Annotated in this window: 12 protein-coding genes and 1 other RNA gene; 4 read left to right on the plus strand and 9 right to left on the minus strand. The window is 40.4% G+C overall.

What is annotated here, in order from left to right:
- Positions 1 to 9: 9 nt before the first annotated feature.
- Positions 10 to 426, plus strand: a complete 417-nt coding sequence (locus FHS10_RS08375) for a response regulator (protein WP_259089257.1) — start codon at positions 10 to 12, stop codon at positions 424 to 426.
- Between the two features lie 263 nt (positions 427 to 689).
- On the opposite strand, the gene FHS10_RS08380 is transcribed toward FHS10_RS08375, so the two are convergent.
- On the minus strand, positions 690 to 2,282 hold the full coding sequence (locus FHS10_RS08380) for a T9SS type B sorting domain-containing protein (RefSeq protein WP_259089258.1): 1,593 nt from the start codon (positions 2,280 to 2,282) through the stop codon (positions 690 to 692).
- Positions 2,283 to 2,986: 704 nt separating this feature from the next.
- Between FHS10_RS08380 and FHS10_RS08385 the strand changes: the two genes are divergently transcribed.
- Both FHS10_RS08385 and FHS10_RS08390 read left to right on the plus strand, forming a co-directional pair.
- Complete coding sequence (locus FHS10_RS08385; protein WP_344757812.1) at positions 2,987 to 3,574, plus strand: Crp/Fnr family transcriptional regulator; 588 nt, start codon at positions 2,987 to 2,989, stop codon at positions 3,572 to 3,574.
- Between the two features lie 75 nt (positions 3,575 to 3,649).
- A complete protein-coding gene (locus FHS10_RS08390) occupies positions 3,650 to 4,978 on the plus strand; it encodes a cytochrome P450 (protein ID WP_259089260.1) in 1,329 nt (442 codons plus the stop codon).
- A 474-nt stretch (positions 4,979 to 5,452) separates the two neighbouring features.
- Here FHS10_RS08390 and FHS10_RS08395 read toward each other — a convergent pair whose 3' ends face one another.
- The 6 genes from FHS10_RS08395 to ssrA all read right to left on the minus strand — a co-directional run bounded on the left by FHS10_RS08395 (position 5,453) and on the right by ssrA (position 10,574).
- The gene (locus FHS10_RS08395; RefSeq protein WP_259089261.1) at positions 5,453 to 5,923 is read right to left on the minus strand and encodes a hypothetical protein; all 471 of its coding nucleotides are present in this window, start codon (positions 5,921 to 5,923) and stop codon (positions 5,453 to 5,455) included.
- A gap of 75 nt (positions 5,924 to 5,998) precedes the next feature.
- Positions 5,999 to 6,133: a hypothetical protein gene (locus FHS10_RS08400; RefSeq protein WP_259089262.1), complete on the minus strand. Its 135-nt coding sequence runs from the start codon at positions 6,131 to 6,133 to the stop codon at positions 5,999 to 6,001.
- 611 nt (positions 6,134 to 6,744) lie between these two features.
- Complete coding sequence (locus FHS10_RS08405) at positions 6,745 to 7,656, minus strand: hypothetical protein (protein WP_259089263.1); 912 nt, start codon at positions 7,654 to 7,656, stop codon at positions 6,745 to 6,747.
- Between the two features lie 30 nt (positions 7,657 to 7,686).
- Complete coding sequence (locus tag FHS10_RS08410) at positions 7,687 to 8,463, minus strand: DUF2971 domain-containing protein (protein WP_259089264.1); 777 nt, start codon at positions 8,461 to 8,463, stop codon at positions 7,687 to 7,689.
- Between the two features lie 828 nt (positions 8,464 to 9,291).
- The gene (locus FHS10_RS08415) at positions 9,292 to 9,972 is read right to left on the minus strand and encodes a hypothetical protein (RefSeq protein WP_259089265.1); all 681 of its coding nucleotides are present in this window, start codon (positions 9,970 to 9,972) and stop codon (positions 9,292 to 9,294) included.
- A gap of 233 nt (positions 9,973 to 10,205) precedes the next feature.
- Positions 10,206 to 10,574, minus strand: a transfer-messenger RNA (tmRNA) gene (gene ssrA / locus FHS10_RS08420).
- Positions 10,575 to 10,728: 154 nt separating this feature from the next.
- Between ssrA and xth the strand changes: the two genes are divergently transcribed.
- A complete protein-coding gene (gene xth / locus FHS10_RS08425) occupies positions 10,729 to 11,505 on the plus strand; it encodes an exodeoxyribonuclease III (RefSeq protein WP_259089266.1) in 777 nt (258 codons plus the stop codon).
- Positions 11,506 to 11,539: 34 nt separating this feature from the next.
- Here xth and FHS10_RS08430 read toward each other — a convergent pair whose 3' ends face one another.
- Together FHS10_RS08430 and FHS10_RS08435 are read right to left on the minus strand one after the other, a co-directional pair.
- A complete protein-coding gene (locus tag FHS10_RS08430) occupies positions 11,540 to 14,275 on the minus strand; it encodes a bifunctional YncE family protein/alkaline phosphatase family protein (RefSeq protein ID WP_259089267.1) in 2,736 nt (911 codons plus the stop codon).
- A 78-nt stretch (positions 14,276 to 14,353) separates the two neighbouring features.
- A complete protein-coding gene (locus FHS10_RS08435) occupies positions 14,354 to 15,559 on the minus strand; it encodes a right-handed parallel beta-helix repeat-containing protein (protein WP_259089268.1) in 1,206 nt (401 codons plus the stop codon).
- Position 15,560 lies beyond the last annotated feature (1 nt).

Consider the following 15,560-nt stretch of genomic DNA (forward strand, 5'->3'; position numbering starts at 1 on the left):
AACCGCAATGTGAATCTCATAATCATCGATGACGAGCCCCTTCAGCATTTCATTATGGAAAGGATGCTTAGTCTGTATTTATCTAACTCTGTTGATCATATTACTTACAGCAGTAATGCGATTGAAATTTTAAAATTCTTAGAAACCAACAGAAATAATGCAGATGAACTTCCCGACATGATATTCCTTGATCTGAATATGCCTGTAATGAACGGGTGGGATTTTCTTGATTCATATAAAAGGCTACAGCAGAAAGTAGCCAAATCAATTACGATCTATGTGGTTTCTTCCTCTATAGATCCAGGCGATATCTTGCGTTCAAAAAAATACCTGTCAGTTAAAGATTACATCATTAAGCCAATGACAAAGCTGGCATTGAAAAAAATATTTGACGGTGATTCGCCCAATGAGATGATGCCTAATTAATCTAAACGCCACCTTGTTATAGCAATCGGAATTTAAAAGTGATGACCGATGACCTTTTGTCGCAACGATGATTATGGCGAAGGTGCATCAGCGCAATTTATTATTGCCAATACACATTTGATCAAGTTAAATTAATACCTCATTTAATTAAAATGAAAGCCTGTAATCTTGCGATTTACAGGCTTTTATTTTATGCGATAATTTAAATTAAAGATTTGACTATACTTGCCTATTGTCCAGATGACGAACCTTTTTAAGTGCTTTTACCGCAAGATAGTCACCCATCCACTCTTAGCGCCGTGTACCTGATCCTTTAAGTTAATTAAATAATAATAAGTACCAGCCGGCAGCTCTTTGCCGTTGTAAATGCCGTTCCATGGCCGCACATAGCCGATGGAGTGGTATATACTTGCTCCATAGCGATTGTAGATATCTATTGTCGCTTTTGGAAAATCAGCCAGGTTAGTAATTTCCCAGGTATCATTAACGCCATCGCCATTAGGTGTGAAGGTGTTGGGGATCATGATATCCTTTAAAACCAGAACTCTTACAGGGGCAGTCGCCTGGCAGCCTGCAGCTGATACTACAGTTAAGGTATAATCTGTTGTAAATCGGGGGCTGGCTATAGGGTCCGGGATATTTGGGTTGCTTAAACCTTCGGCAGGCGTCCATAAATAGCTTGCAATGTTGCCGTTGACTACCGGATTTAACTGAACCGAAGACGAGCGGCCATCTATCACAAATCTTTGAGAAATAGTAATGGTTGGCGTTGCATTAACATCAGCAATTATGCTATTGCTGATCAGCCTGGCAGGTACAGCGCAGGGTATATGGCTGGCAAGTGCGCATTCAATTTTATCACCACTTGCCAGATCTGTTGCTGTATAAGTTTTGCCCGCCCCAACAGGCGTACCATTTTTTAACCAGCTAAGCTCTGGCGAGTCCCCTCCATTTGAAATTGATGCACTATATGTTACGGGAATGCCCGAACAAATTTGCCCGGATGGCGATGCTGTAATATTTATTACAGGGACTACAGGTTTATTTACGATAACATCTATCCAACGGGTTGCCTGGCATTGGTACATATCTGTAACTATTACCGTGTACCTGCCGCTGGCGCGAAAAGTATTGCTGGCACTGTTAGGCGTATTTCCTCCATTCCATTGATAACTCACAGCGTTATCAACAGAGGCTGTAGCCGTTACGCTCCCGCAGCCGGTCAAATTACCTTTAACCGTAACCGTGGGTGATACATGAACATCAATTTGTTTTGATACCGATACAGAACACCCATCTGCATTTTTAGCTGTTACAATATATTGACCGTTGGTATGAAAGGTATTGGTAGCACTGTATCGATTATCGCCACCGTTCCAGATATAGCTGGTACCGCCGCTGGCAGTTACCGTTGTACTACCGCAGGAGGATGCTGTTTCTGTAATATTTACCGGGAACGCAGGCAGACTTAAGCCCCAGGTAATATTGGTATAATCCTCCGGCGTTGTTGAAGTAATGACTACATTCTTTGAATTTCCGGGAAACATAATTATCGCATATCCTTCTTCACCTGTTATGGATGTGCTATTATCATAACTCATCGCGCCGCCATCGTACAAAACAACATAGGGTAATGAAAATCCCAGCGTAACACGTTGGCCGGTTTGCCCTAAGGATGCAATAAGTAAAACCGGGTTAGTTACCGGCTGTGAAAAAGTCATATTTGTTGATCCTCCGTTACCTGCAGACCAGGTTGTTTTAGGAACGGTTTCATTTGGGATAGGTGTCGGATAATAACTAAACAGCCAATAATTGTAAATAGTTGGTGTTGACGAAAAATCAAAATTTGATGACATGGATACGTCAACAGAATTCCCGTTACCATCCGCTATAGTTCCGGTTGCCTTTGATCCTGAAAACCGGGACCATGTTGCCCAGTGAATGATGTCACACGCTGTCGCATTGTTTTCAAGTCGCTTATTTTTCAGTCGCCCGGTAGGTGGTATGTTTTTTATGGTAGAAGATAAAAAATCCTTTCGTCCAAAGGCAGTGGATTTTTCTTTATAGGGCACAGTTAACCGATCTTGAGGCCGAAAAAAACAAAATATCAGGCTTAAAAAACTACAAAGTATGAGTAGCCCGGATGTTATTTTTTCAGATTTCATTAAAGCGACATTTTTAAAAAATAGAACAATCGAATTATTGGTATATCACGCTATAAACTCCGGTCACCTCGACGTTTTAAAATAATAACATGGTTTAGGTTTGTCGATTCATTTCAGGAGATCCCAAACCGGGCTCGGGCTGGTAATCAGCAGATGGATAATTAAAAAAGCTCCTGGTTGTAATTGCTTATTGATGCCAGACAGGATAATTTTCTAACTTGCCACCTTAATACTTCCCAGCATTCAGTGATCTCTTTAGCTGTATGGTTTACTATTGGTTATTTATGAACACAAATAACTATTCGGGGTATAAAAAATGATTAATAAAATATTAACGCTTTCAAATAAAATTATCCCCTTGATGTCAATTTAAATAGCGTAGCATATATTTGGCCATGCTTAGCCAGGAAGATATTCAATTTTATATTTCTATTTTAAAGGGAGTAAATGTTATTGATATATACCGGCTTTTTAAAACAGCAAAAACAAAAAAAATACGGGCCGGAGAAATTTATATTCACGAAGGAACTGCCTCCACAAAGATGGGGCACATAAAAAAGGGCCTGATGAGGGCATACCAGCTAAAACCCAATGGCGACGAAATAACTATATTACTACGCTGGGAAAGCCAATTTATTGGTTCGTATGATACCATCATGTGGCAAAAGCCCTCCCGTTTTATTTTCCAGGCCCTGGAAGATACTACGCTTACAGAAACGGATTACAACCTGGTGCAGGAAATGGCCGACCGAAACTCTTCTATAGGCGCATACAGATCTATCTTCCAGGTAGATATGCTAAAGGAAGCAACAGACAGAATCGAATCCTTTGTGCTGCTATCGCCTAAAGAAAGATACCTTAAACTAATACATGAAAAGCCGGATATAGTTAACCGCGTTCCTGATAAGTACTTATCCACCTATTTAGGAATCACACCGGTTTCGCTTAGCCGAATCCGGAAAAGGATCGCTTCGGAGCAATAGCATTAATTAGCTTTTGTTAATTTTTTTAACGTGGCTGACTTTTAGGTTTGCAGAGTACATAAAATGCAAATCACTATGAACAGTAAGTATTGTTTCCCTGATGGAAATACCACGTTTCAAAGTCTGGCTGGATCATTCAAAGCAATAAAAGATCCGCTAAGCTATGTCTCCGGAGAAATAAAAAAGTTCGGGGGTACTTACTCCGGGTTTATGCCAGGCAAAGGACGGGTAATAGTTACCCAGGATAGCAGTTTTGTAAATTATGTGCTTCGGGAAAATCATACCAATTATCAAAAGGCTAAGTTAGATACAGATGTAGTTGCGAAGCAATTAGGAACCAGCCTGCTTTTTGTAAACGGGGATGACTGGCGAAGACAAAGGCGGCTTATACAGCCTGCCTTTCACCATAACAGTATACAACAGCTGTATGAAACGGTGATGAATACCGTGAATGCATATATAGCCAATTTTCCGCAGGGGGCGCAGGTTGATGTTTATCCGTTAATGCGTGAGCTCTCTTTTTCGGTGTTGCTCAATTCGCTATTTAATATCGATATGTCCCGTGAGATGACCGATGAATTGTGCCGGGGCTTTATAAACCTGCAGGACTTTATGGCCAAAGATGTCCTTCAGCCTTTCAGGAGATTTTTATACCCGGTAACAGGGGCGGAGAAAAATCTGGTTAAGCAATGGGATGGCATCAGGGATATGCTAAGAGGTATTATTGCACAGCGGCGGGCAGACGAAACGACACATAATGACTTGTTAGCTATGTTGCTAAATTCCCGATATGAAGACACCGGACAAGGCATGTCTGAAGAGCAACTGATTAGCGAACTACTTATCCTGCTTTTTGCAGGGCATGAAACAACCGGCAGTACACTTTCATGGTTATTATATCTTATTGCTTCAAATCATCAGGTTTGTGAAAAATTGATATGCACGATAGAAAAAACTGACATGTTGGATAGCCCGCGCGATAGCTATATAAATGCCATAATTAATGAAGGTATGCGCCTGTACCCGGCAGTCTGGATAAACGAACGGGTGGCTATAAAAGACGATCAGTTTGGCGGCTTTTCGTTTCCTGCGGCCACCAGCATTTTAACTTATATTTATGGCATGCACCGATGTGAAGCTTATTGGGAGGATGCGTCAACATTTAACCCTGAACGTTTTTTGAAGTCCGAGGGATTAATTGATAAGAATGTTAAAAATTATCTCCCCTTCGGAGCAGGGCCAAGAATGTGTGTCGGGAATAATTTTGCCATGGCCGAGATGGCGTTTGTTCTTTATACCATTTTTAAAACGTTTCATATTAGCACCACCGGCGCACCCCCTGCAGCGTGGCCATTGCTCACATTACGGCCACGTGAGGTTATTCTCAATATAAAGAAGATATAATGGAAAAGACACTTCCGGTTAATACAATATCTTAAAAAAATCAATCTAATAATGCAAGGCTCCGTTAATCATTTGAACCACAATCATGGCATGTATTCAGTAATGTTTTCAATCAAAAGTTTATAATTTCCCAAAAAAAGCATGGCACTTTTGGCATACTTTTTAGTTTACGTTACCGATTAATATGCCTTCCCCCATTTTCAACGCTTAGGTACCAAAGGCGCAAGGCGGATGAGGTGTCGAGGCCGAAGCACCGCTAAAAAACAAATTAGAATGCTTCGCTTGTATGGTCTTTACGTTTCATTTGCCGGGCGGTAACTTTGCCGGGCGCAGTAAAATAAGGTTGTTTCTCTTGTAAGCGGAGGAGGCAGGCATTTAGCCGGAAAAGTGGTAATTTCTGAAGCAAAAAGAAGGGTGGAAATTTGATTCGGAAGTTAGCCTGCTGCTAAACAATATTACATTTAACGCACCATATTACACAGCCAGCAAGGGCACTTTACCGGCTTTATTAGTAATGATATTTTCTATCTGTTGTAATTGCGCTGCGGTTAAGCTTTTCAAATTTTCCTGGCTCAGGATGGTATTGTTTATCTGGATGTAGTTGTTTTGAGCGGTAATAACGGTAGCGGCGGGCTGTTTATTAGCGGCACCTACCATGTCAAAATAGAGTTTCGCGGCCCTCATATCGCCGTCGCTGGCGTGTTTAAATACGTTAGCCAATATCTTGTGGCCCATAAATTTAAATTGCTCCATTTGGGCGGCAAATTCCGGGTGCTCCTTATATTCTTTAATATGTTTGGCAACGGTTTGGCGGCTAATGCCGGTTTCCTGGGCTATATCGTTTTTAGAGGGCATAACGCCATGCTTGCGCATATGATTGGCAATAGCGTTGCTTATCTGCATATGGTTGCGTTCCCAAATATCGTTTTTTGTGTTTCCATGCATAATGGGGTCTATTTTTTCTAAAAAGCGGTCCCGTTCCACACCTGTTGATTGCTGCAAGATTTCGGAAAGCTTTATCTATAAAAGCCGTTGTTCCTGCTCGTTAAGGTCGCCTACATCCGTTACCATAATTTTTTCCTTGGCCAGGAGCCTGTTAATTTTGTCGTCAGCTGCCCTTAGGGCTACAGTGTGCCTTGTTTTTGTGTTTGTCATGATGATTTTAATTTATAGCAAGTTAGCAAAAATTACCGACAAATACTAATATTTTTAGTATTTAAAATGTGTTAACCATGCTAAAACTCAAATAATTGATAATCAGATAATTAAGTTCAAATAAACCTGAAATATGTTAAGTTATGTTAACCCTGTTATGGTGTTAACAATCCCTGGCCTTCGGTATGCCGGCGGGCACAGTGTCATGAAGTATCCTTCGGCAGTAAGGTTGAACCCGTTGCCGGTACCGGATCATCAATTTGGGTGTTAACGTCAAACGCCTGCCCCTTGTCAGGGGCAGGCGTTTTATTCAGTGGAGCCGGAGGGATTTGTAGTGCCCTTGTACTGCGCTGATATTCAATATTTTATAATGGCTTAATTTCTTACTCACCGAAACACTCACCATTTTTTTGCGTACAGATTAATTGCAAATCATATAGTACAAATATAAGGATTATGGAATATAAAAACAGATTCCTTATAGCTAATTATTATAATGATTTGTAACACAAATTAGCTTGCAGATAAGCAGTTTATGTTACCAGAAAACTATTCTTTGTCTTCAGCTCCCGGAAACTTGCCATTGTCCTTATAGTTGCAATGATTTATTATCATTTTATGGCTTGGAAAACCCTTTCAATTGTATCCTTATTAAGGATTTTTTTAAACGTTTTCTCCCAAATTATTGGATTTTTCAAAATATATAAGCCATCCTTTTCTAATATATTTTGAATTTCGTCTATTGATACTTCATTAAATATAGTGGACGCAAATTTCTTTTCAATTTCAGCAACTTCATTTGAGTATGCTAACTTTAAAGGCGCTCTTTTTTTATCGTTAAAATCATTAATGGCTTTATTTAATTCAGGTGGGTCAATTATTTCCCCTCGTTCATTCGTGGAATAAGTCGATATCCCAAGGCTTGAAAGTTCTCTTTCAATAAAGTCTTCTTCATCATTTCCAATAACTTGAAACTGATCGGTATAAAAGTCATCAATTGCATCCAAATCAAATTGTTTAACTTTTTCTATTCCGACAGGCAAATTATACTCGATTAAGTTTTTAATTTTTAATTGATCGAAATATAATTTATAAAATTCCTTAATATCGTTATCGCGCCAGTCTATATTTGAATTAAATATTAAACCATAGTTAACAACAACCATTTCTTCATCCCAAACCATATCGTCGTCATCATCGTCATCCTCATCCTCATCAAAATAATCGTCTGACTTTTCAACAAATGTGCCTTTATAAATCTCACCAAATAATATTTTATCCTTGAACTTTTTAAGTTCTTCTAATGAAAATGGATAGTACATAGACACCAAAAATTTGAAAAACAAGCTGTTGCCTATTAGCAAGTTTAAAATTTCTTCATAATCAGTTTTAGTTTCCAATATAGATGCTGATGCGCTACTAAATCTATTTACAAGGTATGTTAAAGCACGGTCCCTTGAGGGCTTGTCTAATTTTGATAATAATTCGGTGCATTTTGTAAGTACCTCTATTTCTGTGTCCATATTTTAATATTGTGGAAGAACCAAATTAGTTTAACGACTAAATGTAGATTTTTCTACATTGAAATCAAACCCATATTTTTCAATGATTAATTCAATTTTATTCATGAAAGATGAGTCGGAATTAGGGGGGATTATTACTTTTTCTACTAAATCCTCAACGTTTACCTCGACATCCATACCCTTTGAATCATTCCAATAGTCTTCATTTTTAATAGCTTCATTATTAATTAGAAAAACTCTAAATTCCGCTTCATGCTGAAATTCCACTTTCTTATGTATCAGTGGTGTAATTGCTGCATATGAATAATGAGGAAATTCATCTTTATGAAACCAAATATCGTTCTCATAATCTAAGTATCGAACCTTACTCATTTCAATATTAGTTGTTAATAGTCCAAAACATCTTTCTATTCTTTCTTTATTGCTCTGAATAGCTACACCTTGATCGTTTCCAACATACAATTCCCACATTTTCCCAGACTCAAATCTGTTTATATGCCAACAATTGACCAGGGTACTCCGCTTCATTCCTTTGTGTAATTCATCCAAAGCAATAATGTTTTCTGAAGCTTTATCATGATTAAATGGATTGCCAAAACGCTCGCTTACTTGTCTTTGAGCTTTAAGTCTATTTTCTGTTTCTTTTTTTGGAATTGTACCTTCATTTAAGTCTGTAAATTTATCGGCCCGACAAAAGAACAGAGCTTTTTTGACAAGTATATCTTCGAATTTTTTCAAATTCATGTATCTCCAAATTATAGCGTTTTCTTCCAGAGGAATATAAAAGGGGTGTTCTTGTATAGCCATGAATTTTTAATTGTAAAAAAAAAGTCGTCCTGGCAAATGCCAGAACCAAAACTTGCCAGTAATTTAGATTTTGTTTTTTCTAAAATATGAGGTTAATCATGTATTGTTTGGGTAAATCTACAACGCTATTATTAGCTGTCAAAATCAGTTTTATGAAATTTGAGGGAATGCTACCATACTATTGACTTTTCATCGTGTGTTTGTAACCAAATTACCATTGAACACACCGCCCCTTATCAACCGTTAAGCAACCAAGAGCGCGTAACCGGGTAAAATGTCAAGGGCGGGCAAGCAAAAAACAAACACCTCTGCCCGTTTATATACCCTCCTATGTAAAGCGATTTATTTAAAAACGATTCTATTTGTATTTTGATTCAATATTTTTCATTTTTTTTATTTTGCCAGTCTCCAGTAAAGGCAATAACATTCACGGGCAGCAATTACTGCCCCTATTTAAAGATTACCCCATGTTTCTCAGCCTCCTATTTGCGGTCATCCTAAAGAGGAGCCGCCAGCATTAATTATGGGTTTATATAAAAGGTGCTGCCTACTTGACTTTGCAGACTATAATAGCCGCAGGCTAGCTCGTTGTTGGTGTTGTCACCAAACAACAGGTTCGTGATCCCCAATAATGCTTTTTAAACGTTCGCTGGCTTAGTACGCTGTATAAGAAAAAAAGCAACGTTTTAAAGCTATGAAAGCGCCGGAAACAAGTTGTTGGTGACAACACCAACAACGCGCTGGATTTTGAAGTAAAAAGAAAACACAAATTTCACTTGCAACTTAGCGTACTGCCAACTCAACATCACGTGTTAAACACACTACAATCTAAACGGCCAGTAATGGCACTTCACAAGCTTTGTTGGTAACGATATTTTCAATCTGCTGTAATTGCGCTGCGGTTAGGTTTTTCAAATTTTCCTGGCTCAGGATGGTATTGTTTATCTGGATGTAGTTGTTTTGGGCGGTAATAACAGTAGCAGCGGGCTGTTGATTAGCGGTACCTACCATATCAAAAAAAAGTTTGGCAGCCTTCATGTCGCCGTCGCTGGCCTGCTTAAAAACGTTGGCCAATATTTTGTGGCTCATAAATTTAAATTGCTCCATTTGGGCGGCAAATTCCGGGTGCTCCTTATATTCCTTAATATGCTTGGCGACAGTTTGGCGGCTAATGCCGGTTTCCTGTGCTAAATCGTTTTTTGTAGGCATAACGCCATACTGGCGCATATGATTAGCAATGGCGTTGCTTATCTGTATGTGGTTGCGTTCCCAAATATCACTTTTTGTGTTGCCATGCATAATGGGTTCTATTTTTTCTAAAAAGCGGTCCCGTTCCGTACCATTCAATTGCTCTAAAAGTTCGGAAATCTTTTGCTCAAAAAGCCGGTGTTCCTGCTGGTTAAGCTCGCCAACATCTGCTGCGGTAATTTTTTCGCTGGCCAGCAACCTGTTAATTTTTTCATTAGTTACCCTTAGGGCTACCGAGGGCCTTGTTTTAGTGTTTATCATGATGTTTTTATTTATAGCAAGTTAGCAAAAATAATTCACAATTACTAATATTTTTAGCAATTAAAAAGTGTTAACCATGGTAAAAATTAAGTTATTGATTATAAATTAATTACGTTGTTTTTAACCTAAAAAGTGTTAAGTTATGTTAACCCTATAGCGGGGTAAAAATCAGTGTATCTCCCTTTGCTATTAACGTAAAACGCCCACCCCTTATCAGGGGCAGGCGTTTTATTCAGTGGAGCCGGAGGGATTCGAACCCTCGTCCAAACATGGTATAAGGTAAGCTTTCTACATGCTTAGCTTCTGTTTAATTGTCGGGAACAGGAAGGTCAGTCGCTTACCTGTACCGTGTTCCGTAGGTGCTTTATCTCGCCCGCTTATCACACCCTAAGCAGGCCAGTTTCATTTGTCGATGCCCCGGTTGCCGATCCAATGAAACGCAGAACCGGCGGGACAAAAGCTATGCTAATTCTAAATTAGGCAGCTAAGGCGTAGTTATTTTCGCCATTTGTAAGTTTGAGCGTTCAGATTAAAGCGCTAATTCACCCAACGCGCTGCATGCTTACCTACTTATCTCCATCCTGTCAATTCCGGTCGACCCCATTTTATTGAGTTCTCAATTTGCCGGTGGGCAGTTTGCAGTTAAGGGTACAAATGTAATTAAAAAGTTGGCAGTATTCCGTTTGCAGTTTGCAATATTTAATATTGTAGGTTTTTTTATGAACACTTTAATCCGCAACCTGTTAAATTTACCGCATGAAAATAGCTACTTATAACGTTAATGGTGTAAATGGCCGCCTACCGGTATTATTGCGTTGGTTACAGGAAACCGTTCCCGATGTAGTTTGCCTGCAGGAACTGAAAGCGCCGCAGGATAAATTCCCTGAACAAGCTATTCTTGATGCAGGCTACCATGCCATATGGCATGGGCAAAAAAGCTGGAACGGGGTAGCTATCTTATCACGTGATCCCGAGATTAAAGAACTACACCGCGGCCTGCCCGGCGACCCTGATGATGAACAAAGCCGCTATATTGAAGCAACTGTTAAAGGTATTGTAATAGGTTGTTTATACCTCCCCAACGGCAACCCTGCCCCTGGCCCTAAATTCGATTATAAATTAGGATGGTTTGAACGATTGGCAGTCCACGCTGCTTCATTACTTGAAACGGGCTTACCCGTAGTACTTACCGGCGACTACAATGTAATGCCTACCGAAATTGATGTTTATAAACCCGAGCGTTGGGTAGACGATGCACTCTTTCGCCCTGAAACCCGAGCGGCCTTCAAAAAACTGGTTGATCAAGGCTGGACGGACGCCATCCGCAAGCTACACCCTACCGAAAAGATTTATACCTTTTATGATTATTTCCGCAATGCTTACGGCCGGGATGCCGGCTTGCGCATTGATCATTTTTTGCTTAGTCCGCAGTTAGATGGTCGTTTACTAAATGCCGCTGTAGATCGTAATGTGCGCGGATGGGAAAAAACCAGCGACCATTGCCCGGTTTGGATTGAATTGGCCGATAAGTAAACACCTACTTACCAGCCAATAAAATATTTACTATTTATTTGTCGTCGTCATCGTCCTTACCAGCCAGCTTGGCCGGGTAGGTTTTACTTCCCTTGGCGGCAAACCAAAGTATCCGGTTCATGACATCATCATTCCCACCGTCAACATGATCATACTCTGGCAGTGAAGATAAAGTTGCATAATGTAACGCGGCTCCTTTGAGCTTTGACAGGGGCGGACTCACATTGTCTATAGGAATTTTATTTTTAACGCTTTGATATGCGTAGTTGGAGGGTTTATCTGTAAAGCACTCAAACATAGGCAATGCGGTGGCATCAATAATATTCATCGGCGGCAAGCCCAGGATTTGTTCGATAGAACGCACCATACACGTTTGGTTATAATTTTTGCTCACCTTACCCTGCAACCTGCTATATGGGCTTATTACAAAGCCTGTTGTGCGGTATGCTGAAACGTGATCCCAGCCAGCCTGTGAATCATCTTCGGTAACAAATATTACTGTATTTTTCCAAAAACGGCTTTTTGATAATGCTTCCACAATACGACCAAGCGCCAGATCATTATCGGCCACCATCGATTCGGGCTTTGGAAAACCAGGGCGGATACCTACCGTATGATCTGCAGCCAATGACATGATCATTAATTGTGGCAATTGATCACCTGGCTTCTTTTCATAGTCATTAAGTTCTTTTATAAAGGCTGATGCACGTAATTGTTCATTGATCTTATGCTCATCAGAGCCCGGGAAGTTTTGCGATAACATTGGCCTTACACGCGATATGGTACTGGTGTTTTTAAACGCGAAAGATTTGCCAGCCTGGTAATCGTTATAAATATTACTCCAGCTTAGTTTATTATCGAAATGGACCGCGCAAGCTTCACCATATATCCTCACTGTTTTACCATGGTCGGCGGCGTTGTTCCATATAAAACCATTGCCATCATAAACCAAGGCATCTTCCTGTACGTGGGGATAGCTCCTAAACCAGGAGCGCACGCTTTTTTCCACATAATCTGTAACCATTCCCGCGTCTGTCCACTGGTGTCCCTCGGCAGAGCATTTGCCGGATGCATAATAATTGTCGAGCAACAAAAAATTACGCGCTATATTGTGTTGGTTAGGCGTAATACTATCACCATAAATACATAACGATTTTTCCCCGTTGCCTTCGGGCATATCGCCTAAAACCTGGTCGTAAGTGCGGTTTTCTTTAATAATATATAGCACGTGCTGAAATACAGATGGCTCACCAATCCGTTCGGGCATTGGCCTCGCCGGTACGTTTTTACGTGGTAGCAATTGGGCAATCTGCTGCCTGAAACTCAAATTAAGACTTTGTACCTTTTTTGTATACTCTTTTAAGGTTGATGTCAAAGGAATAGGAATAATTGAAACTGTAGCCCTTTGATGGTGCGAATTATAAGCATTTACTTTGCCGCCCCCTGGCTCATCATCTCCACCATTTTTGCCCATTTCATTACTGCCTATGCGCGATCCTTCACCTTCCAGGTTGGTTACATAAAGATTATTGCCATCAACAGCAAGCCCCCCGGGGTATGCTTCCGTAGGGATAAAGCCGGCTACCTGGCTGCTGCCGGTTCCGTTAGTTGCGTGTTTCGCGCCAAGCTTTACTACTGCTACCGCGTTATCAAGTCCGTTTGCTACATATAAGGTATTTCCATCCGCGCTAATGGCTAAAGCGTTGGGCGTATCGCCTATGTAACTCTTTTTACCAGGATTTAGCTTTACATCAATACTGCCAATATTTTGAAGCCCCGCAGCCGAAATAACAGAAACCATATCACTGTTTCCGTTAGCAACATATATAAAACTTTCATTTGAATCGCTGATAATAGCATTGGGATGCAAGCCAACCGGAATCTCTTTTATCAACTCTCCTTTTTCAAGCCCCATTACAGTAACACTCCCCAAAGCGGTAGCACCTGTTTTAGGATCAATATATGTTTTTCCGTAAGGTACACCAGCTGTTTCCCTTGTTAGGGTATCAACAGCGGTAGGCCCGGCCCAATTGGTAACAAAAGCTTTATTTTTAGCTATAACAATGCCGTAGGGCGCAACCCCGGTAGGCTTAGTCCATTCGGTTTTATTGGTGAGCAGGTTAATTTTAACTAACTGGTTATTACCATTTAAAACTACATATAGATAATTGGCACCATTCTCTTTGTTGATAGCCAAATCATTAGGTAACGCCAGGGGCGACTCTCCTTCGGGCTTAAAATTAAAGGTGTTTTTAATGGTTATTTTGGTTCCATCCCAAACTGCCCGGAAAACGTATGATTTTGAATCTTTGCCTTTGCCCGCTGCTGCACTCCAGTAAATCTGCTTTTCATTCCCATCCTGTAGTACCTTTAAGCCAGAGTAGGTACTGGTAAGACCACGATACCGGGTGTCTTGTTTATAAGTCCACCTGGTTACAACAGCCTTTGTCAAAGTATCAATTAATGTTAAGCCATACCGGTCTTCTACAGCGATGAGCTTGGTACCCGGTATCAGTTTTACATCCATGCTATGGTTTTCATCGCCAACGTCGCCAAACGATATTACTTTACCTGCCGGGTCAATTACCCGGTTATACGGCATTAACACAGGTAGTATTTTGCGGTTTAGGGTGCTATCATCATAAGCACTATGCATGTTTACCTGCTCGTTTGCTTCGGTTTTATTATTACCAATTACACTATGGCAAGCGGTAAGCGAAATGCACGAAGCTACCAGCAGCAAATATTTTATTGATGCGTTTATTTTCATTCAAACAAATATGAGCGACAAAAATAGTGTGATAACATCAATTTAAAGTTAATAAAGTCAAACTATCTAAATTATTACTCAATGTTTGTTCCCTTTACCGTCGGTAGTGTATGCACCCAAATCCTGGTTGTATTTGGCATTGCCTACACCATAAGCAGGTGATCCATTCTGAAGCCTGAAATCATTAACATTAGGAAACCCATTGGGCGCTGCCACCGTACCATCAAACTTCACAAACAAAGGATCAAAATTTCCGATTTTTGTAGAGATCAGATCTGTTGGCCGGGCACTGCCGGCAGCGCCTGCCGGATAAAAATTAGCCCTTATATTAATTTTGATAGTTGGATCTACCAAATCGGTATAGGTATCAACAGTGGCATAAAAAAGATTGTTACCATAGGTGGTGTGGGTTACATCGCCATCATTAAATAGCTCGATGCCGTGGTAGCAATTCACGTAAATATTATTAAAAATATGCCCTATCGCATTTACCCCCACTGAGGTTCCGCGGCCCGGCTCTGCAGATCCTCTCCTCCAGCCTACTGCTACAATGGTATTATTATACACCTCAATTTCTGTTTGCGGAAAAGGCACTGACGTACTTGTTTCTAATTTAACACCGCTACCCGCCTGACTAAAGATCACGTTGTAGGCTACAACGCCCGTCGCGCCCGATTTCAGGTTGATTCCTTCTCCATCGGTACTACCAGATGAACTAATGGTATTTCTTAAAATAGTTACTTTGGCGCCAAATAAACCCATCAAATCGTCCTGACCGTTGGTAAACCAGGAGTCTTCAATATCAACGGGGATAGCTCCTTTTACAACTATCGTTCTCCTGGCACTGCCGCCGGCATCCGGTCCACCTGTATTATCTATGTGTGCCCATTTGATATTTATTGCCTGGGCCGAATCGGCCTGAAACCCACCCCATGTACCAGGTTTATTTGAATCGGAATTAAAATAGATAGGCTGATCCTGGGAGCCCAATAAGTTTAAAACACCTTGAATATTAAATTGCGCATTGTTTTTCACCACAACAATAGCACCAGGTTGCGCAGATAAGGTATCCCCCTTTTTTACCGTGATATCGCCCGTTACAGTATACGTTTGCCCGGTTAATAACGTGCCTTTAACAAAACCACTAATATTACCAGGCTGAATTGGGCTTGATGTTGGTATTTTAATTTTATTAAAAGTAGTTACTTCGGCCTTCTTACATGAGGCTATACTTACAGTTAATAAAACAATAGCCGATATGATATGATTGTATTTTATTTTCATT

The organism is Mucilaginibacter dorajii (genome assembly GCF_024808255.1).
In the GTDB taxonomy this organism is placed as follows: domain Bacteria; phylum Bacteroidota; class Bacteroidia; order Sphingobacteriales; family Sphingobacteriaceae; genus Mucilaginibacter; species Mucilaginibacter dorajii.

What these genes read in the sequence shown, in the direction of transcription:
- FHS10_RS08390 (WP_259089260.1), top strand. Translation starts at nt 3,650, where the DNA reads ATGAACAGTAAGTATTGTTTCCCTGATGGAAATACCACGTTTCAAAGT.
- FHS10_RS08415 (WP_259089265.1), bottom strand. Translation starts at nt 9,972, where the DNA reads ATGATAAACACTAAAACAAGGCCCTCGGTAGCCCTAAGGGTAACTAAT.
- FHS10_RS08410 (WP_259089264.1), bottom strand. Translation starts at nt 8,463, where the DNA reads ATGGCTATACAAGAACACCCCTTTTATATTCCTCTGGAAGAAAACGCT.
- FHS10_RS08380 (WP_259089258.1), bottom strand. Translation starts at nt 2,282, where the DNA reads ATGTCATCAAATTTTGATTTTTCGTCAACACCAACTATTTACAATTAT.
- FHS10_RS08435 (WP_259089268.1), bottom strand. Translation starts at nt 15,559, where the DNA reads ATGAAAATAAAATACAATCATATCATATCGGCTATTGTTTTATTAACT.
- FHS10_RS08430 (WP_259089267.1), bottom strand. Translation starts at nt 14,275, where the DNA reads ATGAAAATAAACGCATCAATAAAATATTTGCTGCTGGTAGCTTCGTGC.
- FHS10_RS08405 (WP_259089263.1), bottom strand. Translation starts at nt 7,656, where the DNA reads ATGGACACAGAAATAGAGGTACTTACAAAATGCACCGAATTATTATCA.
- FHS10_RS08385 (WP_344757812.1), top strand. Translation starts at nt 2,987, where the DNA reads ATGCTTAGCCAGGAAGATATTCAATTTTATATTTCTATTTTAAAGGGA.
- FHS10_RS08395 (WP_259089261.1), bottom strand. Translation starts at nt 5,923, where the DNA reads ATGCATGGAAACACAAAAAACGATATTTGGGAACGCAACCATATGCAG.
- FHS10_RS08400 (WP_259089262.1), bottom strand. Translation starts at nt 6,133, where the DNA reads ATGACAAACACAAAAACAAGGCACACTGTAGCCCTAAGGGCAGCTGAC.
- xth (WP_259089266.1), top strand. Translation starts at nt 10,729, where the DNA reads ATGAAAATAGCTACTTATAACGTTAATGGTGTAAATGGCCGCCTACCG.